This is a genomic window from Acidimicrobiia bacterium (assembly GCA_041394025.1).
In the GTDB taxonomy this organism is placed as follows: Bacteria; Actinomycetota; Acidimicrobiia; order IMCC26256; family JAOSJL01; genus JAOSJL01.
In genome coordinates, this window is the sequence record JAWKJA010000003.1 from 122750 (window position 1) to 149216 (window position 26467).

A 26467-nucleotide genomic window follows, 5' to 3' on the forward strand; every position below is an offset into this window, starting at 1 on the left:
CGGCTCCGCGTCCCCGCACGACGGATCGTCGATTCCCCATCGGAGCTCCACGGGGTCCGCCCGGCGCTCCCGCCGAGTCGTCCGGGCCCCTGCATGCGAGACTCCGGAGGACCATGAGCCCCGAGGACACGCCGCTCGAACCGACTGACCAGACCGACCGGGGACCCCGGTCCGGGATGATCGCCTACACCGTGATGCTCGGCATCGGTGTCGTGCTCGTTCTCGCTGCGGCCGTCACGACCTTCCTCGCTGTACGTGCCGAGTGGCAAACGGCCGACGCCGAGGCTGACACACGATCGGCCGAGGAGGATCTCTCCGACACGAACGCCGACACGGCCGACCTCGTGGCCCGACAGGCCGACATCCAGGCGGCAGCCGCCCAGCAGTCGGCCCTCCGGGCGCAGGTCGTCGAAGCCTGGAATGCCGTGGCCGGCGCCAACGACGCCGCACTCGCAGCGGCCACCCGTGCCGTCGACCTCTTCAACGACGGTGATGTGGTGCAGGCGAGGCAGATCCTCGACACCGAGGCCGGTGGTGCTCTCGAAACCGCCGAGCAGGACCTGGAGGCGCTCCGGGACGAGGCGAAGACACTCGAGGCTGCCGTGGACGAGCTCCGGGGACTGCTGGCCGACGCGGGGCAGCCATGACACGGATCGAACCCACCTCTGCCGGGCCTCCGGCCGGGTGGAGGGGGACGACCGCCCGACCACCGACCTCCCCCGTCGAGACACCCGACCGGCAGCACACGCTGGCGTGGGTGTCGGTCTTCGCTCTCGTGTTCGGCGGTGTGGCACTCGCGCTCGCCCTTCTATGGGTCTCGAGAGTGGGAGACGCCCGCGACGAGGCGCGGGCGTCGAGGACCGCTGCCGAGGAGGCTCTGGGGGGCGCCCGGAGCGAGCGCGCGGAGGCTCGGTCCTCGCTCGACGCGACGGTCGACGAAGCCGACGGTGTCGCAGGCACCAGCGAGGAGTTCCTCGACATCAACCAGCAGATGATCGACACGGCCGCCGAGCAGATCCTCGTGTCGTACTCGCTGATCGAGACGAACACCCGGGGCGACGCAACCGCCTACAACGACCTCGCCGCCGAGGCACGGCGTCTCGCCGACACGGTCAACGACCTCGCGGCCCAGAGCAACTCACTGCTCCAACCCGACTGACGGCTACGGACCGGAGGCGAAACCCGGGCGCGGCGCCTCCTTCAGGCCCCGGACGGCACTGTCGACGCTGGCGAAGAACCACCGCTCGCCGATGAGGTCGTAGACGCCTGCCTTTCTAAGGATCTCTCGACCCTGTGCGTTGAGCCGCGCGACACCGAAGGCCATTCCCCGGGCCGCGGCCGTCTCGACGACCGAACGCAGGGCATCGGCTCCGTCGACGTCGACGTAGTTCACGGTCTCGAGATTGACCACGATGCCGTCGGGCTCACGTGCGATGATCTCGGCCATCCGTTCCTGAAACGCCTCGGCGTTGGCGAAGAACAGAGGGGCGTCCAACCTCACCACCGCTATCCGCTCGGGTTTGATCGCCAGCGGCGCTGTATCTGTCGACGCGTACGCGCGCCGTCCGGGAAGGTGCCCGAGGGTCGGCATACGCGGACGCGACGCGCGGTAGACCAGCATCACGAACGATATCCCGACCGCGATCGCGAGACCTTCCAGGATTCCGACCGCACACACACCGACGAGGGCGGCCATCGCCGCGGCAAAGTCTCCGCGGCGGATCCGCCAGATCCGGCGCATCTCGACGACGTTGAAGGTCCCCCACACGGCCGCGATGACGACCGCTCCGAGAACGGCGCTGGGGAGGTTCTCGAACACCGGCGTGAAGGCGGCGATCGTGAGCAGCGTCACCACCCCGCAGATGAGCATCGCCATCTGGGTTCTCGCACCAGCGTCGTCGGCGGCTGCGGACTTGGACAGGCTGCCGGAGACGGTGAAGCCACCCAGCAGGCCTGCTCCGATGTTCGCGGCCCCGGTGGCGACCATCTCCTGGTTCGCGTCGATGTCGTGTCCGTGGCTGCGTGCGTAGTTCGCCGCGATGCCGTAGCCCTCGGCGAACGCCACGACGACGATCCCGATCGCTCCGGGGACGAGCATGATGAGGTCCCTGAGGGAGACGTCGGGAAGGGTCAACCTCGGGAGTGCTGCCGGCACATCACCTACGACCTCCACGCCGTCGGATGACCAGTCGAGCAGCGTCGACAGCGCCACGGCCGCGATCACGACGACGAGGGCCGCCGGGGCCCTACGCCCGAGGGTCATCCGGCTCACCAGAAGGATGGCGAACGACACGAGGCCGATGATCGTCGTTGTCGTGTCGATGTCGGGAAGGCTCTCCAGAAGGGACCAGAGCTTCTCGAAGAAGTTGCCGGAGCCTCCGGTGACGCCGACGACCTCGGCCGCCTGGTCGACCGCGATCGTCAGACCGAGTCCGAAGGTGAATCCGACGAGCACCGACCGGGACATGAAGACGCTGATGAAGCCCAGCCGGAAGAGCCCGAAGGCGATGAAGACCACGCCGACGAGCAATGCGAGCGCCACGGTCATGGCGACGAAGTCCTCGGACGCCGTCGCGACCGCCGCGACCGTGGATGCCGAGAGAATCGCGACGGTCGAACTCGGCCCCACGAACATCTGGCGCGACGTCCCGAAGACCGCGTAGGCGACGATCGCCCCCAGGCCGGCGTAGAGACCGGTCTCGGGCGGCATCCCCGCCAGCTCGGCGTAGGCCATGGCCTCGGGAACGAGCAGCGCCCACACGGTCAGGCCCGCCAGGAGATCGGGTCGCCACCAGGTCTTCTCGTATCGAGAGAGCCACGCGACGATCGGCAGGATGCGTTGTGCCCGCGTGGTGCGAGTTGTCATCGACGCCTTCGCCACGCCTACGCCGCCGCTGACGACCTCATGAGGCTCGTCCCCCCGTCGCCGTTTCGTCGCCGACGGTTCTCGACGGCCCAGCCGGGGCCGCGGAACACGTTCGACAGCCGTTCACGCCAGGTTCGTGAACGCGACACATCGCGGAGCATCTCGACGTGCTCGTGGGTCGCGACCCGCAGCGGATCGTAGGTGTCGATGTTCTTCGTGAGTCCGTAGACCACCTTCTCCCCTTCGGCCTCGAAGGTACCGAAGAGCTTGTCCCACACGATGAGGATGCTTCCGTGGTTCCGGTCGAGGTACTGCGGCTGCGACCCATGGTGCACGCGGTGGTGACTCGGTGTGTTGAAGCCCGGTTCGAGGGGGCCGACTCCGTCGATCGTGTCGGTGTGGATCCAGTACTGATAGAGCAGGTTCAGCGCGCGGGCCGTGGCCACGACGTCGGGCCGGAACCCGAACATGCACAGAACCGAGTACGGCAGGAATGTCCCGAAAGCGTCCGCCACGGGTTGTCGCAACGCCGTCGAGAGGTTGTAGTGCTCGCTCGAATGGTGCACCACGTGGATCGCCCACATGTAGCGGCTCTCGTGCATGAACCGGTGGTTCCAGTAGTAGACGAAGTCCCATGCCAGCGTGGCGGCGATCACCGCCAGAGGGCCGGCGCCGAGATCCCGAACGAGGCGCCTGTTCCACATCTGCCGTGGGGAGGTTCTCGCCGCCCACCACGTGGTGAGTGCGAGCCCGCCGGCCACGATCGAGGCCACACCGCCGACCTTCGCCACCCGACGCGCCGCCACTGCGACGCGCCGTCGCCGGGAGCGGTTCCGCGGAACCGTCGTCGGCATCGTGGCCGACGGCTCCTCCGGGCCCGGCCGCTTCCCGTCGAACAGGGTCCTGTCGTCCGGGCCATCGGGGTCACCGGGCTCCTCCCCGTCGAGGCGGGCCAGGAGGTCGGCCACGGTCGTCACCACGACCGCCCCGCCGGCGGTGACGAGCAGCACCTTGCCGAACTTCCCCTTGCCGGGAGCGAAGGGCGCGAGGATCCGCGGCAACACGAGCGGCGTCAGCAGGCTGCCGACACCCATCGAGAGGCTGGCGATCGTGTCGCGACGCTCGTAGTCGGCGGCCGACGGCCCCTCGCGTCGTGCGCGGTCCCGGAGCGCCCTGTACTCGAGTGCCATGGTGCCGAAGTACAGCGGCGTGGCTGTCACCGTCAGGTCCATCCGGCACTCCCTCGTCGCACGACCGAGCCGTACTCACTCATTGTGGCGCATCCGCCGGTGGGCGTGGCCAGGTAGCCCGAATCTGTCGACGCGCCCCTCAGAGGCGGTAGTCGTACTCCTCGAGGAGTCGGAGCCACACCTCGCTCACCGTGGGGTACGACGGCACCGAGTGCCAGAGCGCCTCAAGGGGGACCTCGCCCGCCACGGCGACGGTGGCGGCGTGGAGCATCTCCTGAACGCCCGGCCCGGTGAACGTCGCCCCGACGACGATCTGGCGGTCGTCGTCGATCACGAGCTGGCACGTACCCTCGATGTCACGCCCGAGGACGGTGGCACCGGCCACGCTCCCGGTCCCCACGCTGACGGCCGTGACGTCGAGCCCGGCGTCGCGCGCCGTGGCCTCGGTCATCCCGACCGACGCTATCTGCGGCTCTGTGAACACGACACTCGGCACGGCCCGGTTGTCGGCCCAGGCCGTGATGTCCTGTCCGGCGAGGACGTCCCCGATGACACGCGCCTGGTACTTGCCCATGTGGGTGAGCAGCGCCCGGTGGTTGACGTCGCCCGCGGCGAAGAGCCAGTCGCCGTCGACACCGGTGACACGGAGTTGGTCGTCGACCTCGAGCCAGTCTCCGGGCTCCAGGCCCACGGTCTCGAGCCCGATGTCGTCGGTGGACGGCCGCCGCCCGGCGGCGACGACGATCTCGTCGGTCGTGAAGGTCCCCCCGTCGGCCATCGTGACGGTCACGGGACCGTCACCGTCGCGTTCGACCTTCTCGGCGCGCCCGGCCTCGCCGGTGCGCACGGTGATGCCCTGGTCCTCCATGGCGGCGCGTAGCTCACCACCGGCGAAAGGCTCGAGCCTCGGCAGAAGGCGCTCGGAGGCCTGGACGAGGACGACGATCTCGGTCCCGAGTGAGTGCCAGGCCTGTGCCATCTCGCAGCCGACCGGCCCACCACCCAACACGAACAGGCTGTCGGGTGCCTCCTCGGCCGCTGTGATGTCGCGGTTGTCCCACGTGGCGATGTCGCTCAACCCGGACACGGGTGGGACAGCGGCGTGACTGCCGGTGGCCACGACGACGGCCTTCGTGGCCCGCAGCGTGCGGGTGCTGCCGTCGGACCGCTCGACCTCGACGGTGCGCTCTCCCGCCAGGCGCCCCTTCCCCCGTACGAGCTCCGCACCGATGCTGTCGACCCACTGCACCTGGTACTTGTCGTCCCAGTGCGAGGTGACACTGTCGCGCCGTGCGAGGACAGCGTCGACGTCGATCGATCCGGTGACCGCCTCGGACGCACCGGGGACACGGCGGGCAGCCGCCAGAGCCTCCGCGGGGCGCAGCAGCGCCTTGCTGGGCATGCACGCCCAGTAGGAGCACTCCCCGCCGACCAACTCACTCTCCACGAGGGCCGCTGTCATGTCGTGGTCGCGGGCCCGCCAGGCGACGTTCTCGCCGGTGGAGCCGCCGCCGATCACGACGACGTCGAACTCGTCCACCGCGCCGCCTCCGTCAGCCATGCAGGTGGGAACACGGTGGACGGCGACGATCTTCCCGGTGTGTCATGACGTCCGGTACAGCCCTTCGTTCAGCGATCGTACGACCCGGTACTCGTGCTCCCATCCGAGCACGCTCAACGTACCCGTGGCGAGGGTGAGCAGCCGACCGTCGGCGGGACCGAGCCCCAGCCAGCGCGCCATGAGCACCCGCAGGACGTGTCCGTGGGCGAAGAGTGCGACGGGGCCGTCCGCAGCGAGGACGCGCTCGATGACGCGGTCGACGCGTGTGGCGACCTCGTCGGGTGTCTCACCACCGGGGGTGTGCCCGGTCCAGATCAACCAGTCGGGATCGTCTTCACGGATCTGTGGGGTCGTGAGGCCCTCGTAGTCGCCGTAGTTCCACTCGAGGAGGTCGTCGTCGATCTCTGCCACGTCGCCGAGTCCGGCCAGACGGCAGGTCTCGCGGGCGCGCTGGAGGGGGCTCGTGAGAACCAGGGCGAAGTCCCACTGCGCCAACGCGGGGCCGATGTTCTCGGCATCCTTCCGACCCTTGTCAGTGAGGGGAACGTCGGTCCGCCCGGTGTGGCGGCCGTTCCTGGACCACTCCGTCTCGCCGTGGCGGGCGACGACGGCGTCATGGTGTGCAGGAGCGGACACGACGGCATCGTAGCGACTACGGCGGGCCGTCCCCGCGGGTCGTGGACGGCGATGTGGTCGGGACGCGTGCCGACGCCGGTTCAGGCCGTAGGATCGACATCGACGTGTTCATCTCCGGCACGACTCGGTGCCGGTCGCCACCGGAAGGACTCCAGTCATGCAGCTCGGGATGATCGGCCTCGGCCGGATGGGCGCCAACATGTCACGCCGACTGATGCGCGACGGCCACGACATCGTCGCCTACGACCTGAACTTGGACGCTGTGACGGAACTGGCCGGCGAGGGCGCGACGGGGTCGTCGTCGTTCGAGGACTTCGTGGCGAAGCTCGACAAGCCCCGGGCCGTGTGGATGATGGTGCCCGCTGCTGTCGTCGACGAGACGATCGAGAAGGTCGTCGACCTGCTCGACGCCGGCGACATCCTCATCGATGGCGGGAACTCCTACTACAAGGACGACCTGCGCCGGGCGAAGGAGCTCGAGCCGAAGAAGATCCACTACGTCGACGTCGGTGTGAGTGGCGGCGTGTGGGGTCTCGACCGGGGTTACGGCCACATGATCGGCGGTGAGACCGACATCGTCGACTACCTCGACCCGATCTTCCGGTCGATCGCACCCGGACCCGGCGACGTGGAACGGACCGAGGGCCGCACCGGCGACTACTCCCGGGAGGAGTGCGGTTACATCCACTGCGGGCCGCACGGCGCCGGCCATTTCGTGAAGATGGTGCACAACGGCATCGAGTACGGCGTGATGGCCGCCTACGCCGAGGGGCTGAACATCCTCGCCCACGCCGATGCCGGTGAGCACCAGCGCGAGGTCGACGCGGAGACGACGCCGCTGCGCAACCCCGACGAGTTCAGGTACGACCTCGACCTCCCGGCGGTCGCCGAGGCGTGGCGACGTGGCACGGTCATCGGGTCGTGGCTGCTCGACCTCACTGCCATCGCCCTCCACCGCAACGCCGACCTGTCGGACTTCACGGGCAAGGTGTCCGACTCCGGCGAGGGGCGCTGGACGAGCATCGCCGCCATCGAGAGTGGCGCGCCGTCGCCGGTTCTCACGACCGCGCTCTACGAGCGCTTCACCTCACGTGGTGAGGCCGACTTCGCCGACAAGCTCCTCTCGGCGATGCGCTACGAGTTCGGCGGCCACGTCGAGAAGGGCGCCGGCAAGGGCCAGAAGTAGGCGACCCAGATTTGATGCGTCCGTGAAGCGCGCTATGCGCGCTTCACGGACGCATCAAATTCTTTGGCTACGACGCCTTGCCGAGAGCCTCGCTCTTGTCCTCGATGCAGGTGAGCAGCTCGTCCCAGGAGTCGACGAACGCCTTGGCGCCGTCGGTCTGGAGCTGCGCGCCCAGAGCGTCGTAGTCGACACCGGCGTCGGCCAGCTTCGCCATCGTCTCCTCGGCGTCACCGCCGTCGGGGGGAAGCATGTCGCCGACCGTGCCGTGGTCGGCGAAGGCGTGCAGCGTCTTCTCCGGCATGGTGTTCACGGTGTGGGGTGAGGCCAGCTTCTCGATGTAGAGGACGTCGGAGGCGTCGGGGTCCTTCGTGCCGGTGCTGGCCCAGAGCAGGCGCTGCGGCCTGGCGCCCGCGTTGGCGAGCGTCTGCCACTCGTCGGAGTCGAGTAGCTCGCGGTACGCCTTGTAGCACCGCTTGGCCACCGCGACCCCGAGCTGGTCCTTCAGCTCGTCGGGGATCTTCCCCATGACGGCCTTGTCCCACCGGCTGATGAAGACCGACGCCACCGACGCCACCTGCGGGCTCTCGCCGGCGTCGATACGGCGCCTGATCCCCTTCATGTACGCCCCCGCCGCAGCCATGTAGTGCTCACGGGAGAAGAGGAGCGTGACGTTGACGTTGATCCCCGCGGCGATGGCCTCCTCGATGGCCGGAAGCCCTTCGGGAGTGCCAGGGATCTTGATGAACAGGTTGGGCCGCTCGGCGCGTGCGAAGAGGTTCTTCGCCTCCTCGATGGTGCTCCGGGTGTCGTAGGCGAGCTTCGGTGAGACCTCGAGCGACACGTAGCCGTCGGTGCCGGCTGTCTCGTCGTGGATCGGGCGGAAGAGGTCGGCGGCCTCGGTGAGGTCCTCGAGGGCCAGGTCGAAGAAGAGGTCCTCACCCGAGCGCCCGGCTGCAACCTTCGCCGTGATGGCGTCGTCGTAGAAGTCGGTCTTGCGGACGGCGTTGTCGAAGATGGTGGGGTTCGACGTGAGGCCCGTGACCGACAGCTCGTCGATGTAGGACTTCAGTGTCCCGCTCGTGAGCAGGCCGCGCGTGATGTTGTCGAGCCACAGGCTCTGACCGGCGTCGTGCAGCTGCTGGGTGGGCTTCATCGGGCTCTCCTCGGGTCGCACGGGGCGTCACCCCGCACGCTACCCGCCGGAACCGACGTCCGGCTTCAGGTCGACGTGTGCGGCCCGGCCGTGGCCTCTGTGCCCTCGGAACCGTTCGACCGCCACGCGGCGGCTGTGATCTCGTAGACGAGCACGTCGACCGGTGGCAGCTTCTCCACGGTCGTCGAGATGTCGGGTGTGCGGGTCTCGCGCTCGCGACGCATCCCCAGACGCTCGGCGACACGCCAGGATGCCTCGTTGGCGGGCTCGATGACGGCGATGACGCGGTCCAGGCCGAGGCGGCCGAACGCCACCGCGAGGCTCGCCCGGGCCCCCTCGGTGGCGAGCCCGGATCCCCAGTGGTCCGGATGGAGCCTCCACCCCACCTCGACCGCCGGCATGACCTCGGGCAGGAAGTCGGGTGTTCCGAGGCCGATCGTCCCGACGATGTCGCCGGTGGCACGCAGAACGGCGGCGTGGTAGCCGAAGCCGTGCTCCTCCCAGTGGTCGACGAGCAGGGCGTGCCCGGCGGCTGCCTCGTCGGCGGTGAGACCCCTCCCCCACGGGTAGCGTGACACGTCCGGGTCCGCGAAGAGACGGGCGTGCGCCGCGCGGTCGTCGCGTGTCCACGGCCGCAGCAGCAGCCTCTCGGACTCGATCGCCGCCGTCCCGTGCGACTCCCAACGCCCACCGTCCATTGCTGCATGGTCGCGCTCCCGGAGGGCGCGGTACGATCGTCGACACCACAGGGGAGCTCGGGGCGCCGGGCTGAGAGGGTGGCCGATCCGCCACCGACCCTCCGAACCTGACCCGGGTAATGCCGGCGGAGGAACAACGTGGACGGCACGGACGCAGCCGGAGCCATCACGGCGATCGTGTGCACGGGCGGTGTCTCGTCGCGCTCGGAGAGCGGCGCCGACGCGTCGATCGGCGATTCTCTTCCCGCCCACGACCTCGTGATCGCCGCCGACTCGGGGCTCCACCTGGCACACGAGCTCGGTCTGGCGGTCGACGTCGCCGTCGGCGACTTCGATTCCGCCTCACCGGCGGCGGTCGCGTCCGCAGAGAGGACGGGCGTCGTCGTCGAGCGTCATCCAGCCGACAAGGACCGGACCGACCTCGAACTGGCCCTCGACGCCGCCGTGGGGCGCGGGGCGACACACCTCGTCGTCGTGGGGATCGACGGTGGGCGGCCCGACCACGAGCTGGCGAACCTCCTTCTCCTCGGATCCCACAAGTACAGGTCGGTGGCGATCGAGACACTGTCCCCTTCGGCGCGTGCCGTCGTGGTCACGGGGTCGGCCACCCTCCCCGGAACGGTCGGCGACCTCGTCTCGCTCCTGCCACTGGGGGGAGGGGCCCGGGGGGTGCGAACGTCCGGCCTGGAGTTCGCTTTGGCGGGCGACAACCTGGAGCCCGGCACGACGCGCGGGGTCAGCAACATCATCGAGTCAGCACCGGCGACGGTGAGCGTGACCGGGGGGACCCTGCTCGCCGTGCTTCCCCACGAGGTCTCCTGACATGACCGGCCGTGCGTTGACGGCCCTGACCCGTCCGATCCCGACCGAGACCGAACCACCGAGGAGGAGACACAGCATGACCACGACCCTTCGACGCATCCTCGGCGTCGCCGTCGCTCTCGCGCTGCTCCTGACGGCCTGCGGCTCCGATGACGACGACACGGGCGGTGACGCCGCCGGCGATGGAAGCACCGACGTGACGCTCACGCTCGTCGCACACGACTCGTTCGCCGTGAGCGACGACCTGCTCGACGCCTTCACCGACGAGACCGGCATCTCCGTGGAGATCCTGATGGCCGGCGACACCGGCAGTGTCGTCAACCAGGCGGTGCTCACGAAGGACGACCCCCTCGGCGACGTCCTCTTCGGTGTCGACAACACCTTCCTCACCCGCGCCCTGGACGAGGGGATCTTCGAGCCCTACGCCTCGCCGGCGCTCGCGGATGTTCCGGGCACGCTCCAACTGGACGACGAGCAGCGGGTCACGCCAATCGATCTGGGCGACGTGTGCCTCAACTACGACATCGCCGCCTTCGGCGAGTCCGGCGTCGCTGTTCCCGACTCGCTGGAGGCCCTGACCGATCCGGCCTACGCCGACCTGCTCGTCGTGGAGAACCCCGCCACGTCGTCGCCCGGGCTGGCGTTCATGCTCGCCACGATCGAGGAGTTCGGCGAGGACGGCTGGCTCGACTTCTGGTCGGCGCTGCGCGACAACGGTGTCGAGGTCGCCGACGGCTGGGAGGAGGCCTACTACGGCAGCTTCTCGGCGGCCTCCGACGACGGCACGCGGCCCCTCGTCGTGAGCTACGCCTCCAGCCCGGCTGCGGAGGTCTTCTTCGCCGAGGGCGCGCTCGACGAGGCGCCCACGGGCGTGATCGACGCCTCCTGCTTCCGCCAGATCGAGTTCGCCGGCGTCCTCGCGGGGACCGAGCACCCCGACGAGGCGGGCGAGCTCATCGACTTCCTGCTCTCCCCGGAGGTCCAGGAGGACATCCCGCTCACCATGTTCGTGTATCCGGCGCGTGACGATGTCGAGCTGCCCGAGGTCTTCGTCGACAACGCCCAGCTCCCTGACGACAGCTACGAGATGCCGCCCGACGAGATCGGCGAGAACCGCGACCGTTGGATCGAGGAGTGGACGAACACGGTGCTGCGCTGAACGCCCCCGGTCCTCCGGATCCGGGCCGCCCGCGTCGCCGACCCCGTTGGCGACGATGGGCACTCGGCGCCGCGCTCGTGGTGCCCCCGCTCGCGTTCCTGGCGGTCTTCTTCGTCTACCCGCTCGTCTCGATACTGCGGGAGAGTTTCACCCGCGTCGACGGTGGGCTCCTGTCGACCTTCGGAAACGTCCTGGGCGACGCGGCACTGCGCGACGTCATCTGGTTCACGGCCTGGCAGGCCGCGGTCTCCACCGTGCTGACACTGCTGGTCGCGCTTCCCGGTGCCTACGTGTTCGCCCGCTACGACTTCCCCGGCAAGGGTGTTGTCCGCGCGTTGGCGACCGTTGCGTTCGTGCTCCCGACCGTGGTTGTCGGATCGGCGTTCCTCGCGCTCCTCGGCCCCAGCGGCCCACTCGGTGTCGATCTCGTCGGCACGGTCTGGGCCATCTTCATCGCCCACGTGTTCTTCAACTACGCCGTCGTACTTCGCACGGTCGGTGGATTCTGGGCGAACCTCGACCCTCGCGCCGTGGATGCCGCCCGTGTCCTCGGCGCATCGCGGCTCCGGGCGTTCCGTTCGGTCACGCTGCCCCTTCTGCGCCCGGCGATCACCTCGGCCGCACTCATCGTCTTCCTGTTCACGTTCACCTCTTTCGGGGTGATCCTCATCCTCGGAGGGTCGACCCACGCCACGATCGAGGTCGAGATCTACCGGCAGACCACCCAGTTCCTCGACCTGCCCTTTGCCGCGGCCCTGTCGGTCCTCCAACTCCTCGCCGTGTCGGCCGTCCTTCTCGTCTACGGCCGGTCGCAGCGGACGGGCACAGTGGAACAGCCGCTGCGCTCCCGGGGTGAGACGACACGTCGCCCCCGGGGTGCGGGGCAGTGGTCGCTCGTCGGCGTCAACCTCGCCGTGGTCGTGGCGCTCATCGGCGTCCCGATCGGCGTTCTCGTCCAACGCTCGTTCGACACGGCGACGGGTCTCGGCCTGCGCTACTACCGCGAGTTGGCGGCGGATCCGCGCGGGAGCACACTGTTCGTCCCACCCATCGAGGCCATACGCAACTCCCTCGTGTTCGCCCTCGTCGCGACGCTCATCGCCGTGGTTCTCGGCACGATGATCGCCGTCGTCGTGACGTCGCCGGGAGCGACACGGCGCGGGCTCGACCTGCTCGTCATGCTCCCGCTCGGTGCGTCGGCGGTCACACTCGGCTTCGGCTTCCTGATCGCCCTCGACCAGCCCCCCTTCGACCTGCGGTCGTCCCCGTGGCTGATACCGATCGCCCACGCCCTCGTCGCCACGCCGTTCGTCGTGCGGGTCCTCGTCCCGGTGCTGCGGTCCATCGACTCCCGTCTACGCGAGGCAGCGACGATGCTGGGCGCCGGCCCTGTGCGTGCGTGGCGCGAGGTCGACCTGCCGATCGTGGGTCGTGCCGTGGCCGTGGGCGCCGGATTCGCGTTCGCCATCTCGATGGGTGAGTTCGGCGCCACGGCCTTCATCGCGCGGCCCGACTACCCCACCATCCCCATCGCCATCTTCCGCTTCCTCGGCCAGCCGGGGGCGCTCAGCTTCGGGCAGGCCATGGCCATGAGCACCATCCTCGTGGCGGTCACGGCCACGGCGGTCTTCCTCATCGACCGTGTGCGGGTCGGAAACGTGGGCCAGTTCTGATGGGTGACGTCGACGAGCTGTCCGGCCGGCGACCCGGGCGAGGAGGAGGGAGGGCGGCCGTGCTGGAGATCGACGCCCTCCGACGCTCGTACGGTGACGTCGACGCGCTCGGTGGGTGCGGTGGGCTCGACCTCACCGTCGCCGACGGCGAGATCGTGGGCGTCCTCGGCCCGAGTGGGTGCGGGAAGACGACGCTGTTGCGGCTGCTCGCCGGCCTGGAGGAGCCCGACACCGGCACCATCCGCTGGGACGGGCACGACCTCGCCGGCGTGCCACCCGACACGCGCGGCTTCGGCCTCATGTTCCAGGACCACGTGCTGTTCCCCCACCGCGACGTGGCGGGCAACGTCGCGTTCGGGCTCCGGATGCAGAGGACCCCCAGGTCGCAGGTGGACGATCGTGTCGCGGAGGTGCTCACGACCGTCGGTCTGGCCGGGACGCAGCATCGTGCCGTGTCGACACTGTCGGGCGGTGAGCAGCAACGGGTCGCTCTCGCCCGCGCCCTGGCCCCCCGACCGCGGCTTCTCATGCTCGACGAGCCGCTGGGAGCACTCGACCGCGCTCTGCGGGAACGGCTCGTGGTCGACCTGCGGAGCATCCTGCGGGACCTCGGCACCACGGCGGTGTACGTGACGCACGACCAGGACGAGGCCTGCACGGTCGCCGACCGTGTCGTCGTGATGCGCGCAGGAAACGTCGAACAGGACGGCACGCCCCGCGACGTGTGGCACGACCCCGTGAACGCCTTCGTCGCCGGGTTCCTGGGCTGGACCGACATCCACGACGGTACGGGCATTCGTCCCGGGGGCGTCGTCCTCGATACGGAGGGTGAAATCGGCGCCGAGGTGGTCGACGTGCTGTTCCAACGGAACCGCTTCGTCGTGCGGGTGCGCACCGCCGACGACCGGGTGCTCACGACGTCGGTGGCCGACACGCCCCCGTCGGTGGGCGACCACGTGCACGTCGCCGTCGACCCCGATGCCGTCCTCACCTTCGGCGCTTAGACCACCACGCTCTGCACGAACCCCCACCGGGTTGGTGCGATCCCGCTACCCGGTTCGAGGCCGGGTTGGTGCAGAAACCCGGCCCATGACCCGGAAATCGCACCATCTCGGGGGGGTCAGTGGCCCTGGCGGAAGAAGGGCGCTGTGCCGCCCGCCTGGATGGCGTCGCACAGCCGTTGGAGAGCGTGCACGTAGGCCGCAACCCGCAGGCTCACCGACAACTCCCCGGACAACCCGCGCACGGCCGCGAACTCGCGGCGCATCCGGGCAGCGAGCCGATCGTGGACCGTTTCGAGCGGCCAGTAGTCGCCGGTGCGGTTCTGGACCCACTCGAAGTAGCTCACGGTGACGCCCCCGGCGTTGGCGACGATGTCGGGAACGACGGTGACGCCCGCGTCCTCGAGGAACGGATCGGCACCGGCGCTCACGGGGCCGTTGGCCACCTCGACAACGGTGCGCGCACGCACCCGCTTGGCATTGTCCTCGGTGATCACACCCTCGATGGCAGCCGGCACGAGAATGTCGACATCGAGCTCCAGGAGCTCCTCGTTGCTGATCCCGTCGGCGGGTGCGACCTCACACACCGCACCCCTGCAGTACACGGCCTCCAGCCTTCGGGTTTCCTCCTTGAAGCGAACGAGGCTCGCCACGTCGAGACCCTCCGGTCGGTAGAGGCCGCCCTGGGAGTCGCTGACCGCCACGACGCTGTAGCCCGCCTCGTCGAGGCGCAACGCCACGGAGCGGCCGGCGTTGCCGAAACCGTGCACCGCGACCGTCGTGTTCTCCCGATCCCAGGCGTTGGCGTTCGCCAGATCCTCGATGCAGTGGAACGCGCCGCGCCCCGTGGCGTCGTCGCGACCGAGGCTTCCACCGAGCTCGATGGGCTTGCCGGTGATCACCGCGGGAGTCCGCGTCCGCTTGATCGTCGAGTACTCGTCCATCATCCAGCCCATGATCCGGGCGTTGGTGTAGACGTCGGGCGCGGGTACGTCGGTCTCGGGTCCGATGAAGTCGGCAACATGCTCGATGTAGCCGCGACTGAGGCGTTCCAACTCGAGGTGCGACAACTGCTTCGCGTCGACGACCACGCCGCCCTTGGCGCCGCCGAAGGGCAGCCCGAGGGCTGCGCACTTGAAGGTCATCCAGAAGGCCAGTGACTCCACCTCGTCGAGGCCGAGTTTCGGGTGGAAGCGGATCCCGCCCTTGGAGGGGCCGCGGACGTCGGTGTGGCGCACGCGCAACCCCTCGAAGATCCGCTCGCTCCCGTCGTCCATCCGGACAGGTATCCACACCTGGAGCACGGCCTGGGGGACCTTCAGACGCTCGAGAACCTCGGGATCCGGGTTCACATGCTCGGCGGCCGCCTCCATCGAGGCGATCGCGCCGCTCAGAACGGGGCCTGTCACAGGTGCAACCTAGGACACGGCGCCGTGCCGGCGCGAACATCTACCCGTGCAACCACAGGGATCGGTACGCCTCCACGGAATCCACACATCTCCGGCCGGTTCCCCACACAGCCGCTTCCTTATGCTGATGCGGTGCCCGTGATGACACCTCCGAAGCCCCGCGACGCGACCACCTCGCCGTCGGGCGCCGCACCGCCGAAGGGCGCCACGGTGCTCGTCGTGGAGGACGAGACCGCCATCGCCGCGGCCGTCGCCGCCCGGCTCCGCAGTGAGGGCTACACCGCGGAGGTGGCCCACGACGGCCCCACCGCCGTGGCGCGCTGCGAGGAGATGGTGCCCGACCTCGTGGTGCTCGATCTCATGCTCCCGGGAATCGACGGGCTCGAGGTGTGCCGGCGCATCCAGGCGCAGCGCCCCGTGCCCGTCCTGATGCTCACGGCCAAGGACTCCGAGACCGACAAGATCGTCGGCCTGGGTGTCGGTGCCGACGACTACGTCACGAAGCCCTTCAGTACGCGCGAGCTCGTGGCCCGCGTCGGCGCCATTCTCCGTCGTGTGGAACGCAGCGCCACCGACGGGGGCGGGCCTGAACCACGCGTGCGGATCGGAGCACTCGAGCTCGACCGCGAGAGCCGGCGCGTGCACCGCGACGGCACCGAGATCCACCTCACACCCACTGAGTTCGACCTGCTCGCGGTCCTCGCGGAACGCCCCGAGCGCGTCTACTCACGCCGCGAGCTCCTGGCCGACGTGTGGGGCTATCCGGAGGGCACCGGCGAGCGCACCGTCGACTCCCACGTCCGGGCACTGCGCGCCAAGGTGGGTGCCGACGTCGTGCGGACCGTGCACGGCGTCGGGTACGCCCTCGCCGAGCCCGAGCCCGAGCCCGAGCCGGGGTCCGGGTCCGGGTCCGAAGACGACGCCACACCGGACGTCGCGCCGTGAGACCGCTCGACCAGGTCCCCTACTTCAAGCTGCGCCTCGGCGCTGTGATCCTGGCCGCCGTCGGCACCACCGTCGTCGTCTTCTGGGCGGGTGTCCACACGGGCCTGTGGCCGTCGGTCAGCGGCGTGCTCGCCGGCTCACTGGCGCTCGCGGTCGTGTGGTTCCTCACCCGCGGCATGACCTCCCCGCTGCGTGAGATGGCGGCAGCGTCCGAGGCCATGGCGCGCCACGACTACTCGCAGCGCGTCCGCGTCACCTCTGCCGACGAGATCGGGCGCCTCGCCAACGCCTTCAACAACATGGCCGACGAGCTCGCCGAGAACGACCGCGTACGCCGCGAGATCGTCGCCAACGTCTCGCACGAGCTGCGCACGCCGATCACCGCTCTCCAGGCGTCGCTGGAGAACATCGTCGACGGCGTGGAGTCGCCCGACCCCGAGAAGCTCGACACAATGCTCCGGCAGGTCGAGCGCCTGGGTCGCCTGGTCACCCAGCTCCTCGACCTGTCCCGTCTCGAGTCGGGTGCGGTTCCACTGGAGTGCCGGGAGTTCGAAGTGGAGCCGATGCTCACCGACGCGGCACGTGAATCGGAGCTGCACGCCCCGAACACCGAGATCAGGGTGCGGGTCGACAGCGCCGGGCTGGCCGCTGACGGCGACCCCGAGAGGATCCACCAGGTCGTCGCCAACCTCCTCGAGAACGCGGTCCGGTTCACCCCCGACGGAGGGCTGGTCGAGGTACGGGCACGCCGGGCACCCGACAACGTCGTGATCGAGGTCGCCGACGAGGGACCCGGCATTCCCGAGACGGAACGTGGCAAGGTGTTCGAGCGTTTCTACAGGGCCGACCCGGCCCGGGCGGTCGACGGCGGTGGCGCCGGCCTCGGCCTGGCGATCGCACAGTGGATCGTCGACCTGCACGGCGGGCGTATCCACCCCGAGGACCGGGAGCCGCGGGGATGCCGAATGGTGGTCGAGCTACCGGCGTCGCAACGACGCGACGCCGCAGAGAGCGCACAGAGAGGTGAGTGACATGAGTTTCACCACAGTCGAAGACGCCGTCCGGCGCATCCGCCGCGGGGAGATCGTTCTCGTCGTCGACGACGAGAACCGCGAGAACGAGGGCGACCTCACGATGGCGGCCGACTGGGTCACTCCCGAGGCGATCAACTTCATGATCACGTGGGGCAAGGGTCTCGTCTGCATGCCCGCCACCGGCGACCATCTCGACCGCATCGGCATCGCGCCCATGGTCGACGACAACACGTGCGAGCAGGAGACGGCCTTCTGCGTGACGATCGACCACACGTCGACCGGTAGCGGCATCTCCGCCGAGGATCGTTCGCTCACCATCCGCAGGGCCGCACACCCCGACACCACGTCCGACGACTTCCACCGCCCCGGCCACGTCTTCCCGCTGCGAGCCAAGGACGGCGGTGTCCTCGAACGCCCCGGTCACACCGAGGCCGCGGTCGACCTCGCCCGCATGGCGCGCCTCGCCCCCGTGGCCGCGATCTGCGAGGTGCTCACCGAGGACGGCGAGCCCGCACGCCTCCCCTGGCTCGCCGACTTCGCCGACCGCCACAGGATCGCCATCGTCTCCATCGAGCAGCTCATCGAGTTCCGCCACTCGGGAAGCGAGCTCCCCGAGTCGATGGCGGTCCTGTAGCCACCCCGGTCGCACCCGGATCCGTGCCCGATCCACCCGCCCGCGAGCCGGAGGCCGCGACGGCGTGGGCACGCCTGTCGGATGCCGTCGCCGCCGCGGGTGGGCGGCTCCTGGCCGACGACGCTCCCGGCGGTGAGCACGTCCGTGCCGCCGCCCTCGGCTACCTCTCCGAGTTCCTGAGCGCGGGCATCGGCCAGTGCGTCACCCACGCCGACGCCGACAACCCGAGCTTCGTACGCATGATCGCCCCCGACGCGCGCTGGGGCCTCGACAACCCCGACTGCCTCTACCTCTACGCCCCCGTCGGACCGGGGCGCACCTACCGGATCGAGGGAAACCGTGGCAGCGCCACAGCCATCGAGCTCCAGGTGAACACCGGACACTTCGCCGGCGGTGACCCCGGCGAATGGCGGACGATCTCCTCGATCACCGACGACACCCTCCAGTGCGCGCCGGACGGCTCCCTGTCGGTGGCCGTGGGCCCCGACGTCACCGGGCCGAACACACTCATCACCGACAGCCCCGGTCTCGACCCCACGTTCCTCCTCGTTCGCCAGTACTTCGGCGACTGGGAGACCGAGCGGCCCGCCGACCTCTCCATCTCGCTTGTCGGAGCGGAGTTCCCGACACCGCTCCCCGACGTGGCGACCATGGTCGAACGCGTCGAGCGGCTGACGACGTGGATGAGCGCCGGCCTCGGCTGGTGGGACGACTGGATGACAGAGCTCGCGAAGCGGCCCAACGACCTGAGTGTCTTCGTGACCCCCGGCGAGGACGCAACGGCGATGCACGGGTTGGTCTACGGCGTGGGTGCGTTCGCCTGCGCACCGGACGAGGCGGTGGTCCTCGATGTGGAGGTTCCGCCCTGCCGGTACTGGAGCGTGGCGCTGATGAGCCCGTTCAACGCGGCGCTCGACTACCACGGCCGCCAGAGCCACCTCAACCACACGCAGGCCCGTATCGACTCCGACGGCGTGCTGCGGCTCGTGATCAGCCACGACGACCCGGGTGTGTGGAACTGGCTCGACCCGTGCGGCTTCGACACCGGTGGTCTCTTCTGCCGGTTCCTCGACCCGGAATCCGATGTGCCGCGCCCCACGTTCCGAACTCTTGCGCGAAAGAACCTCGACGCCGAACTGCCGGCCGACACACCTCGCGTCTCACCCCACGAGCGACCGGAGATCCTCGAGCGGCGTCACGCCGCAGGCCTGCGCCGCTATCGCGCGTAGCCGGCGGGCCGATCAGACGTCGAAACGGCTCCGGTAGTCGGAGAAGCGCTCGTCGACCTCGCCGGCGGTCAGGCCGAACTCGTCGAGGGAGTACTCGACTCGCCCGTGCTTGCCCTGGGGGTTGTCGTCCCGGTAGCTCGCCAAGGCCGCTTCCGCCTGCTCGGTCATGGGACGGCCGGTGTGGGCGTAGATGGCGTCGACGGTGCCGATCGGGTCGGCCACGAGGTCGGGGTAGCGGACGTGGAGGATCCGGTCGCCACGGCGCGCGTCGACGTCGAGCAGTCGGTCCGTCATCTCGGCCAGGAGCTCGAACCAGAGACGCGCCATGGCGTGCCGGTCGACCTCCCCCAATGCCGCCGATCCCAGCGTGACCAGCTTCCCCGTGGACGCCACGGCCTCGGTGGGGTCGCGGTGGGTGACAACGACCGAGGCGTCCGGGTACTCGTCGAGGAGCGCGTCGAGCGCCATGAGGTGGTACGGGGCCTTGAGGGTCCAACGCCCCGGAGCGGCGGAGCCGAGCACCTGGAGGGCCAGACGGTGGAACCGGTAGGCCGAGCGGGTGTCGTCGGCGAAGAGCCATGCGGTGTAGTCGGGGATGAAGGCCATGCCGGCCACGTCGACACACCGGAAGTCCTGGCCGAGCAGGATCCCGCACTCGGTGGGACCGTCACCGGCCTCGTAGTGCATGGCCCGCAGTTCGGGAACCGCCTCGTACATGGCCTCGGTCGAGGCCACCGACGGAGCGACGCGCGGGTCGTCGTCGAGGTGGTCGCCGTCGGGGGGCGGCACCGAGTCGAGGGCCTCCCACTTGAGCAGCGCACGGGCACCGGGATCCGATGAGAGCAGGTTGTGCAGGAAGGTCGTTCCGGTGCGCGACATCCCGACGACGAACACCGGCGCCGACACCGGATCGTCGCGAACCTCGGGATGCTGGGCCGCCCAGTCGACGATCTTCAGTCGGTTCTCGAGGCGGTGGTCGACATAGCCGTCGATCACGGACCAGCCTCCCTCCGACAGTCGGGCGGTCGCCTGGGCAGCGCTCAGCAGCGCCGCCAGCCCTTCGCGCCAGGAGCCGTCGCCGAAGTCGTCGTGACCCGTGACCGCTATGGCGCGATCTACTCGTTCGTCGATGGCGGGTCGCACCGACGAAACGTGTCAGCCGAGGAGACCGAGTGTCAACCCCGCCTGCCCCAGGTGGTAGGTCACGATGATCGCCACGGGCATCCAGGCCGCGGGGCGTACGAAGCGGTTCCAGGCGATGAGGGCGTCGCTTGCGTAGAACAGCACCGCGCCCAGGATCATCCACGCGATGCCGGCCGCGACCGCGCTCACCACCATGGCCGTGATGGCCAGGATGTAGACGACGACAGGCCCGACGAGCTTCGTGTCGACGGCCACTACCGACCGCACGATCTTCAACGCCAGGGGGGCCGCAACGGCGACAACAACGACAGCAGCAACGAGGACATCGAGGGCGTCGCCGCCGGTGAGGTTGATGCCGACCACGTAGGCGAGGTGTCCCACGAGGAAGGACGCCAGTCCCGCCACGAACAGGTCGCGCGGGAGCATGAGGAACACGTCGCCGCCCAGGGAGAAGACGAGCGCCACCACGAACCACGCCCGCTGCGCGTCGTCCACCGGGTCGAGGAGCAACGCCACCACGATCAGCGCCGCGAGCGTCGCGGGCTTGGCGACGTACTCGAGCGTCTTCGACGGTCGCGCCACGGCGTACCAGTCGGCGAACGCGCAGATGCCGGCGATGACCAGGAAGGTGGCGGCAGCGGCGTTCACGGACGGACGGTCTAGCCGGTGGCCCCTCACCCGGCGAATCAGGTTCGCGCCACGCCTACGATGACGCGTCCATGAAGCAGTTCCTCGTCCGTGCCGGAAAACGGCTGTCGGAGCACCCGGCCGTGGCGTGGGCCCTTGCTGTCCAGAAGCGGTTCAGCGAGATCAACGGGAGCGGTCTGGCCGCTGCCATCACACTGCGCACCTATCTCGCCCTCTTCCCCCTCATGGTCCTGGCGACGGCGGTGCTCGGTTTCCTGTCGGTCAACGTCGACGATCTGGCGACCCGGATCGTCGAGAACCTGGGTGTGACCGGTAACGCACAGGAGACCGTCGCCAACGCCGTCGACGCGGCTCAGCGGAGCCGGACGGCGGCGACCATCGTCGGGCTCCTCGGGCTCGTGTGGGCGGGATCCGGCATCATCACCGGCTTCGACCTGGCGTTCGACTCCGCGTGGCGCGTGCCCGGTCGTGGCCTCCACGACAGGGCCGTGGGGGCGGGATGGCTCGTGGGAGCGGGCGCCATCACGCTGGTGTCGGTCGGTACCGTCGCCCTGACCGACGACCTCCCGTGGGGCCTCTCCGCTCTCGCCGTCGGGATAGCGGCCGGTCTCGACTTCGTGTTTCTGATGTGGACGTCACGGCTCCTCCCCAACCGCATCGTGCCATGGCGGAACCTGGTGCTCGGTTCTGCGGTGGGCGCGGTCGCACTCGGCGTCCTGAAGGTCGTGGGGACCCGCATCGTGCCGGGGCTCGTGGCCCGGTCATCGGCGCTGTACGGGTCGATCGGGGTCACGTTCGCCCTCCTCGTGTGGTCGCTGTTCTTCGGGCGCGTCATCGTCTACGTGGCGTGCATCCAGGTGGCCGGATGGGTCCGCGAGCACGGAACGGAGCTCCCGCCCGTCAAGTCGGGGGTCGATCCGAACCGGCCGTGGGCGCCCGCCGGCGAATCGTTGACCGGCGAGTAGCCTGCGCCGGGCACGGCGTCGCCCGGTCGCGACGCTCCCGTGATCGTCTCGACGAGCCCCTGAGGTGACCGACCGTGGATTTCGCACCGAGCCCCCGATCCGAGGAACTGCGCAACGAACTGCTCGCCTTCGTCGACGAACACGTCGTGCCGGCCGAGTCGGTCTACGCGCAGCAGGTCGAGGAGTCGGGCAACGTCCGCTTCCACCCTCCCGTGATGGAGGAACTCAAGGCCGAGGCCCGCAGGCGCGGCCTCTGGAACCTGTTCCTGCCCGACGACGAGTTCGGTCCCGGACTGTCGAACGTCGACTATGCGCCGCTCTGCGAGATCATGGGGCGACACGTCCTCCTCGCCGAGGCCACCAACTGCGCGGCGCCCGACACGGGCAACATGGAGATCCTCGCCCAGTTCGGTACGCCCGAGCAGCAGGAGCAGTGGCTCCAGCCTCTCCTCGACGGGGAGATCCGCTCGGCCTTCGCCATGACCGAGCCGTGGGTCGCCAGCTCTGATGCCACCAACATCGTGAGCCGGATCGAACGCGACGGCGACGACTACGTGATCAACGCCCACAAGTGGTTCACGACCGGCGCCATGACAGACCGCTGCAAGGTCGCCATCGTCATGGGCGTCACGAACCCGGAGGCCGACACCTACCACCAGCAGTCGATGATCCTCGTTCCCTTCGGCACCCCGGGGTTCACCGTCGTGCGCGGGCTACCGGTGTTCGGCCATGACGCCGGGGCGGGCCACGGGGAGACGCTCTTCGAGGACGTCCGCGTGCCGGCGTCGAACCTGCTCGGGGAGGAGGGCGGGGGCTTTGCCATCGCCCAGGCCCGGCTCGGACCCGGGCGCATCCATCACTGCATGCGGGCCGTCGGGCTGGCCGAGCACGCCCTCGAGCTTCTCTGCCAGCGTGCCCAACAACGTGTGGCCTTCGGCAAGCCCCTCGCCGACCAGGGCGTGGTGCGCGACACGATCGCCAACCTCCGGCTCGAGATCGAACAGGTTCGCCTCCTCACGCTCAAGGCGGCGTGGATGATGGACACCGTCGGCAAGAAGGCGGCCCGCTTCGAGATCTCGGCCATCAAGGTGGCCGCCGCACGCATGGCGACGCGCGCCTGCAACGAGGCGATTCAGGTGTACGGCGGCGCCGGCGTCACCGACGACTGGCCACTGGCGGCCATGTACGCGCACGCGCGCACGCTCCACTTCGTGGACGGGCCCGACGAGGTGCACCTCGACCAGATCGCGCGCCGCGAGGTCCGCAGGTACGAGGCCTTCCGCGCCTGACCCCGGTGTCAGCCGCTAGGCCGGCGGTGCGGTCGGGGGTGGCGGCGCCGGCGGTGTCGTGGGTGCCGCAGGAGGCGGCGGGGGCGGTGTCCCACCGGCGCCCGGCGCCTGCCCACCACCCAGGGGCGGGCTCTGGTCGAGCGAGAACGGCGGATACTCGTCGGTGAGGAACATCCCGTAGAAGTTGATCCGCAACGCCCAGCGCGCCACGCCGAGGATGTAGTTCCTCATCCCCTCGGGAAACTTACCGGTGAAGAGCACGGCGAAGAACGCGACGATCCCCACGAAGACCGCCCCGATGGCCAGGACGACCACGACGATGATGTGGGGGATGAGCATGAGCCACTTGACGAGGGGGAGCCACCGGTTCATCTCACCGGGGTTCTCGATCGACAGACGGGTCTGGTCGATACCGTCGTCGAGCTCCACCGTCTCGAAGGAGAACGGCGGGTAGTCCTCGCGCATGAAGTGCACGTAGGTGAGGACCCGGTACTGGTAGCGCAGAACCATGGCTTGGAAACCGACGATTCCGTCAGGAATCCGCTGGGTGAACAGGACGGCGAAGAACGACACGAAGGCGAGCACATTGGCGACCGCCGACAGAACATTGACAATGAAGAGGTGCGGGATCGCCAGCAACCACTGGACGAGCGGGCGCCAGTTGGCGACCTCCAAGGGTGCGTCCAGTTCGAAGCGTGCCGGATACTTCTCGATCGCCATGTGAGATCCTCCCGTGCGGTACGCACATCGTGACAGCTCCGACACACTCGGCGGTGGATTCCGGGGCCCGGACCGTCGAGCCGGCGTGGGCCGCCGTTCAGCCCCCGTAGTTGAGGCGGGTGTCCTCCATCCGCAGGACCTCGGTGTCTTCGTCCTGCTGGAAGGCGGCATCGACGATCTCGCCGGCGAAGAGCGTGTGCTCGCCGCAGTCGAGCGTGTCGCGCACCTCACAGTCGACGTAGGCGACCGCCTGGTCGAGAATCGGTGCTCCCGTTGCTCCGTCGTGGAACGGGAAGTCGTTGAGGGTCGACGCCTCGGTGTCGACGTCGACGGGCTTGGTGAACTTGCGGATGATGGCGCGGTCGTCGCGGGCGATGATGTTGAGGCTGAAGACACCACCCGCGGTGACGAGCTCGTGCGTGAACGCCTCCTTCTCGACGCCGACGCCCAGCCACTTCGGCGAGAAGCTCAGCTGCGTGACGAAGTTGATGGCCATGCCGTTGCGACGGTCGCCGTCGCGGCTTCCCAGGATGTAGAGCCCGTAGGGCATCGCCCACAGGACCCGACGCCGCAGCTTGTCGTACTCCTCGGCGTCCATCCCCTCGGGGATGGGCCCCACGATCCCGTCCTGGACCGGCATGCGCGCAGCCTACGCTGCACGAATGCCCGAGATCCGCCACGACGCGCTCACCGGCGACGCCGTCCTGCTCGCCACGGCGCGCGCCGACAGACCGGCGGCGTTCGGTCGCACCGGCAGGGCTGACGGTAGCGGGGTGACGGGTGACGAGCGCGATCCCGAATGCCCGTTCTGCCCGGGCAACGAGGACCGCACCCCGCCCGAGGTTCTCCGCTCGCCCGCGGGATCGGCGGTCGACGGGTGGAGCGTCCGGGTGTTCCCGAACCTCTTTCCTCTGGTGGAGTCTGCGGATGCGTCGGTGGGCAGGGTGACCGCCGACAGTGTCGGCGGCTCCACGGTCACAGGGATGCACGAGGTCCTCGTCCTCTCGCCCTCGCACCGACGGTCGTTCGGCCTGCTCGACGACGATCAGGCGGCCGAGGCGCTCCTCGCGGCCCGGACGCGGGCGGCACAACTCCCGGCCGACGGCGCTTCGCACGTGCAGGTTCTCGTCAACCACGGGCGGGAGGCCGGGGCGTCGCTCCCCCACCCGCACATGCAGATCGTGGCGCTCGACCATGTCCCCGAGGGTGTCGAGGCCGACATGGAGCGCTTCGCCGCGGGTGCCGACAGCGCCGAGGGCGCAGATCCGGTCGTCGAAGCCTGCGAGCAGGCCGGGGGGCCGCGGGGAGTGCTTCACGGCGACATCGACGGTGTCGACGTCTGGTGCCCGTACGCCTCGGTGGTTCCCTACCAGGTACGACTCGCGCTGCGCGCCGCCGGTCCGTCGTTCGCAACGGCCGACGACGACGAGGTCCGCGCGGCGTCGCACGGCCTGCGTGACGCACTCGCCCGCCTGGGCCGTCTCCTGGGGGACCCGCCCTACAACGTCGTGCTCCGGACGGCCCCCACCGACACCACCAGGTTCCACTGGTTCGTCGACGTTCTCCCGCGACTCACGGTCCAGGCCGGTTTCGAGATGGCCACCGGCCTCGCCGTCAACATCGTCGACCCCGACACCGCCGCCCAGGAGCTCCGAAGCGTCTAACGGCCCCTGAATTCTGCTTGTCCCGGGCCGTGGTCGAGGAAGCTCGCGACGCCGGCGGCGGCGTCCTCGGTCTCGAAGACCTTCACGAAGGCGTCGGACTCCCGGTCGAGGCCGTCGGCGAGCGTGCCGTCGAGACCATCGTCGATCGCCCGCTTCACGAGCCCCATCGCTACGACGGCTCCTGACGCCAGCTCGGACGCCCATTCCACGGCCGCCTCACGGATGATGTCAGCTGGTGCCGTGTCGTCGTCGCCCGGGTGCTCCACGATGCGGTCCACGATCCCGAGCTCGAGCGCCCCGGCCGCACGCAGCTGGCGGCCCGACCACACGATCTCCTTGGTGCGCGCCGGGCCGATGAGGCGACTCAGGCGCTGGGAGCCGCCTCCGCCGGGGATGAGACCCAGCAGGATCTCGGGCTGGCCGAGCTTCGTGGAGGCGAGTGCGACGCGCAGGTCACACGCCAGGGCGATCTCGAGTCCTCCTCCGAGCGCCGCCCCGTGCAGCGCAGCGATCGTGGGTCGCGGGATGGTGCCCAGCGTGTCGCCCGCCACCCGGAAGGCCCCCGTGACGACCCGGGCCTCCTCGGGCCCGCCGAACTCCGAGACGTCGGCTCCGGCGGCGAACATCCTGCCGGCCCCGCACAGCACGACGGCCTTCACCTCGGCGTCGAGGGCCAGTTCCTCGGCGATCCCGGCCAGCTCCACGAGGAGGGCACGCGACAGGGCGTTGACGGGTGGCGAGTCGAGGGTGACGACGACGACGCCGTTGTCGAGACGTTCGGTACGTACGAGATCGGGCATGGGCGCAGGCTACGGCCCGCGCGGGCGAGTGCCCCAGTCCGG

General features: G+C 69.5%; 26 protein-coding genes and 1 riboswitch. Of the genes, 14 read left to right on the top strand and 12 right to left on the bottom strand.

The window, feature by feature from the left end:
• Window positions 1–113: 113 nt before the first annotated feature.
• Window positions 114–647 carry a hypothetical protein gene (locus tag R3A49_08055; protein MEZ5170681.1) on the top strand — a complete coding sequence of 178 codons (534 nt, stop codon included), beginning with the start codon at window positions 114–116 and terminating at the stop codon, window positions 645–647.
• Window positions 644–1159 (top strand): hypothetical protein, encoded by a 516-nt coding sequence (locus R3A49_08060; GenBank protein MEZ5170682.1) that lies wholly within the window; start codon window positions 644–646, stop codon window positions 1157–1159. The genes R3A49_08055 and R3A49_08060 overlap by 4 nt, the downstream gene beginning before the upstream one ends.
• A 3-nt stretch (window positions 1160–1162) precedes the next feature.
• Here R3A49_08060 and R3A49_08065 read toward each other — a convergent pair whose 3' ends face one another.
• From R3A49_08065 to R3A49_08080, 4 genes are all read right to left on the bottom strand, one after another.
• Window positions 1163–2866 carry a SulP family inorganic anion transporter gene (locus R3A49_08065; GenBank protein ID MEZ5170683.1) on the bottom strand — a complete coding sequence of 568 codons (1704 nt, stop codon included), beginning with the start codon at window positions 2864–2866 and terminating at the stop codon, window positions 1163–1165.
• Between the two features lie 17 nt (window positions 2867–2883).
• A complete protein-coding gene (locus tag R3A49_08070; GenBank protein MEZ5170684.1) occupies window positions 2884–4098 on the bottom strand; it encodes a sterol desaturase family protein in 1215 nt (404 codons plus the stop codon).
• A 97-nt stretch (window positions 4099–4195) separates the two neighbouring features.
• On the bottom strand, window positions 4196–5596 hold the full coding sequence (locus R3A49_08075) for an NAD(P)/FAD-dependent oxidoreductase (protein ID MEZ5170685.1): 1401 nt from the start codon (window positions 5594–5596) through the stop codon (window positions 4196–4198).
• 63 nt (window positions 5597–5659) lie between these two features.
• Complete coding sequence (locus R3A49_08080; GenBank protein MEZ5170686.1) at window positions 5660–6253, bottom strand: histidine phosphatase family protein; 594 nt, start codon at window positions 6251–6253, stop codon at window positions 5660–5662.
• Window positions 6254–6410: 157 nt separating this feature from the next.
• Between R3A49_08080 and gnd the strand changes: the two genes are divergently transcribed.
• Window positions 6411–7439 (top strand): decarboxylating 6-phosphogluconate dehydrogenase, encoded by a 1029-nt coding sequence (gene gnd / locus R3A49_08085; protein ID MEZ5170687.1) that lies wholly within the window; start codon window positions 6411–6413, stop codon window positions 7437–7439.
• Window positions 7440–7506: 67 nt separating this feature from the next.
• On the opposite strand, the gene tal is transcribed toward gnd, so the two are convergent.
• Complete coding sequence (gene tal / locus R3A49_08090; protein ID MEZ5170688.1) at window positions 7507–8592, bottom strand: transaldolase; 1086 nt, start codon at window positions 8590–8592, stop codon at window positions 7507–7509.
• 65 nt (window positions 8593–8657) lie between these two features.
• Complete coding sequence (locus tag R3A49_08095) at window positions 8658–9290, bottom strand: GNAT family N-acetyltransferase (protein ID MEZ5170689.1); 633 nt, start codon at window positions 9288–9290, stop codon at window positions 8658–8660.
• A 39-nt stretch (window positions 9291–9329) separates the two neighbouring features.
• Window positions 9330–9442: riboswitch (TPP riboswitch) on the top strand.
• On the opposite strand from R3A49_08095, the gene R3A49_08100 reads away from it, so the two are divergent.
• The 4 genes from R3A49_08100 (at window position 9429) to R3A49_08115 (ending at window position 13948) form a co-directional block, all read left to right on the top strand.
• Entirely contained in the window at window positions 9429–10112 is a 684-nt protein-coding gene (locus tag R3A49_08100; GenBank protein MEZ5170690.1) for a thiamine diphosphokinase, read from the top strand. (Overlaps the previous riboswitch by 14 nt.)
• A 76-nt stretch (window positions 10113–10188) precedes the next feature.
• Window positions 10189–11271, top strand: a complete 1083-nt coding sequence (locus R3A49_08105; GenBank protein ID MEZ5170691.1) for a thiamine ABC transporter substrate-binding protein — start codon at window positions 10189–10191, stop codon at window positions 11269–11271.
• 77 nt (window positions 11272–11348) lie between these two features.
• Complete coding sequence (locus R3A49_08110; GenBank protein MEZ5170692.1) at window positions 11349–12944, top strand: iron ABC transporter permease; 1596 nt, start codon at window positions 11349–11351, stop codon at window positions 12942–12944.
• The gene (locus tag R3A49_08115; protein MEZ5170693.1) at window positions 12944–13948 is read left to right on the top strand and encodes an ABC transporter ATP-binding protein; all 1005 of its coding nucleotides are present in this window, start codon (window positions 12944–12946) and stop codon (window positions 13946–13948) included. The genes R3A49_08110 and R3A49_08115 overlap by 1 nt, the downstream gene beginning before the upstream one ends.
• Before the next feature lie 116 nt (window positions 13949–14064).
• On the opposite strand, the gene R3A49_08120 is transcribed toward R3A49_08115, so the two are convergent.
• Window positions 14065–15354: a Glu/Leu/Phe/Val dehydrogenase gene (locus tag R3A49_08120; GenBank protein ID MEZ5170694.1), complete on the bottom strand. Its 1290-nt coding sequence runs from the start codon at window positions 15352–15354 to the stop codon at window positions 14065–14067.
• Window positions 15355–15495: 141 nt separating this feature from the next.
• Here R3A49_08120 and R3A49_08125 point away from each other — a divergent pair, with 141 nt between their 5' ends.
• Genes R3A49_08125 through R3A49_08140 form a run of 4 tightly spaced genes read left to right on the top strand, consistent with a single transcriptional unit; the run spans window position 15496 to window position 19196 of the window.
• Complete coding sequence (locus tag R3A49_08125; protein MEZ5170695.1) at window positions 15496–16299, top strand: response regulator transcription factor; 804 nt, start codon at window positions 15496–15498, stop codon at window positions 16297–16299.
• The gene (locus tag R3A49_08130) at window positions 16296–17330 is read left to right on the top strand and encodes an ATP-binding protein (protein ID MEZ5170696.1); all 1035 of its coding nucleotides are present in this window, start codon (window positions 16296–16298) and stop codon (window positions 17328–17330) included. Before R3A49_08125 ends, R3A49_08130 begins: the two co-directional genes overlap by 4 nt.
• A 1-nt stretch (window position 17331) precedes the next feature.
• Entirely contained in the window at window positions 17332–17967 is a 636-nt protein-coding gene (ribB, locus tag R3A49_08135; protein MEZ5170697.1) for a 3,4-dihydroxy-2-butanone-4-phosphate synthase, read from the top strand.
• Window positions 17968–17990: 23 nt separating this feature from the next.
• Window positions 17991–19196, top strand: coding sequence for a hypothetical protein (locus tag R3A49_08140; GenBank protein MEZ5170698.1), 1206 nt, complete (start codon window positions 17991–17993; stop codon window positions 19194–19196).
• Window positions 19197–19208: 12 nt separating this feature from the next.
• Here R3A49_08140 and R3A49_08145 read toward each other — a convergent pair whose 3' ends face one another.
• Together R3A49_08145 and R3A49_08150 are read right to left on the bottom strand one after the other, a co-directional pair.
• A complete protein-coding gene (locus tag R3A49_08145; GenBank protein ID MEZ5170699.1) occupies window positions 19209–20339 on the bottom strand; it encodes a sulfotransferase in 1131 nt (376 codons plus the stop codon).
• A 12-nt stretch (window positions 20340–20351) separates the two neighbouring features.
• Window positions 20352–20987: a lysoplasmalogenase gene (locus R3A49_08150; GenBank protein ID MEZ5170700.1), complete on the bottom strand. Its 636-nt coding sequence runs from the start codon at window positions 20985–20987 to the stop codon at window positions 20352–20354.
• A gap of 71 nt (window positions 20988–21058) precedes the next feature.
• Here R3A49_08150 and R3A49_08155 point away from each other — a divergent pair, with 71 nt between their 5' ends.
• Together R3A49_08155 and R3A49_08160 are read left to right on the top strand one after the other, a co-directional pair.
• Window positions 21059–21952: a YhjD/YihY/BrkB family envelope integrity protein gene (locus R3A49_08155; GenBank protein ID MEZ5170701.1), complete on the top strand. Its 894-nt coding sequence runs from the start codon at window positions 21059–21061 to the stop codon at window positions 21950–21952.
• Window positions 21953–22026: 74 nt separating this feature from the next.
• On the top strand, window positions 22027–23241 hold the full coding sequence (locus R3A49_08160; protein MEZ5170702.1) for an acyl-CoA dehydrogenase family protein: 1215 nt from the start codon (window positions 22027–22029) through the stop codon (window positions 23239–23241).
• Between the two features lie 15 nt (window positions 23242–23256).
• On the opposite strand, the gene R3A49_08165 is transcribed toward R3A49_08160, so the two are convergent.
• Entirely contained in the window at window positions 23257–23961 is a 705-nt protein-coding gene (locus R3A49_08165; protein MEZ5170703.1) for a DUF4389 domain-containing protein, read from the bottom strand.
• 97 nt (window positions 23962–24058) lie between these two features.
• Window positions 24059–24601, bottom strand: coding sequence for a flavin reductase family protein (locus R3A49_08170; GenBank protein ID MEZ5170704.1), 543 nt, complete (start codon window positions 24599–24601; stop codon window positions 24059–24061).
• Between the two features lie 22 nt (window positions 24602–24623).
• Here R3A49_08170 and R3A49_08175 point away from each other — a divergent pair, with 22 nt between their 5' ends.
• Window positions 24624–25625, top strand: a complete 1002-nt coding sequence (locus tag R3A49_08175) for a hypothetical protein (GenBank protein MEZ5170705.1) — start codon at window positions 24624–24626, stop codon at window positions 25623–25625.
• On the opposite strand, the gene R3A49_08180 is transcribed toward R3A49_08175, so the two are convergent.
• On the bottom strand, window positions 25622–26425 hold the full coding sequence (locus R3A49_08180; protein ID MEZ5170706.1) for an enoyl-CoA hydratase/isomerase family protein: 804 nt from the start codon (window positions 26423–26425) through the stop codon (window positions 25622–25624). The two genes, R3A49_08175 and R3A49_08180, sit on opposite strands and share 4 nt — an antisense overlap.
• Window positions 26426–26467 lie beyond the last annotated feature (42 nt).

Excerpts from the sequence above, each read along its gene's own strand:
- R3A49_08180 (MEZ5170706.1), bottom strand. The coding sequence starts at position 26,425 with ATGCCCGATCTCGTACGTACCGAACGTCTCGACAACGGCGTCGTCGTC.
- R3A49_08055 (MEZ5170681.1), top strand. The coding sequence starts at position 114 with ATGAGCCCCGAGGACACGCCGCTCGAACCGACTGACCAGACCGACCGG.
- R3A49_08115 (MEZ5170693.1), top strand. The coding sequence starts at position 12,944 with ATGGGTGACGTCGACGAGCTGTCCGGCCGGCGACCCGGGCGAGGAGGA.
- R3A49_08095 (MEZ5170689.1), bottom strand. The coding sequence starts at position 9,290 with ATGGACGGTGGGCGTTGGGAGTCGCACGGGACGGCGGCGATCGAGTCC.
- tal (MEZ5170688.1), bottom strand. The coding sequence starts at position 8,592 with ATGAAGCCCACCCAGCAGCTGCACGACGCCGGTCAGAGCCTGTGGCTC.
- R3A49_08125 (MEZ5170695.1), top strand. The coding sequence starts at position 15,496 with ATGACACCTCCGAAGCCCCGCGACGCGACCACCTCGCCGTCGGGCGCC.
- R3A49_08070 (MEZ5170684.1), bottom strand. The coding sequence starts at position 4,098 with ATGGACCTGACGGTGACAGCCACGCCGCTGTACTTCGGCACCATGGCA.
- ribB (MEZ5170697.1), top strand. The coding sequence starts at position 17,332 with ATGAGTTTCACCACAGTCGAAGACGCCGTCCGGCGCATCCGCCGCGGG.
- R3A49_08175 (MEZ5170705.1), top strand. The coding sequence starts at position 24,624 with ATGCCCGAGATCCGCCACGACGCGCTCACCGGCGACGCCGTCCTGCTC.
- R3A49_08065 (MEZ5170683.1), bottom strand. The coding sequence starts at position 2,866 with ATGACAACTCGCACCACGCGGGCACAACGCATCCTGCCGATCGTCGCG.
- gnd (MEZ5170687.1), top strand. The coding sequence starts at position 6,411 with ATGCAGCTCGGGATGATCGGCCTCGGCCGGATGGGCGCCAACATGTCA.
- R3A49_08060 (MEZ5170682.1), top strand. The coding sequence starts at position 644 with ATGACACGGATCGAACCCACCTCTGCCGGGCCTCCGGCCGGGTGGAGG.
- R3A49_08155 (MEZ5170701.1), top strand. The coding sequence starts at position 21,059 with ATGAAGCAGTTCCTCGTCCGTGCCGGAAAACGGCTGTCGGAGCACCCG.
- R3A49_08170 (MEZ5170704.1), bottom strand. The coding sequence starts at position 24,601 with ATGCCGGTCCAGGACGGGATCGTGGGGCCCATCCCCGAGGGGATGGAC.
- R3A49_08105 (MEZ5170691.1), top strand. The coding sequence starts at position 10,189 with ATGACCACGACCCTTCGACGCATCCTCGGCGTCGCCGTCGCTCTCGCG.
- R3A49_08165 (MEZ5170703.1), bottom strand. The coding sequence starts at position 23,961 with ATGGCGATCGAGAAGTATCCGGCACGCTTCGAACTGGACGCACCCTTG.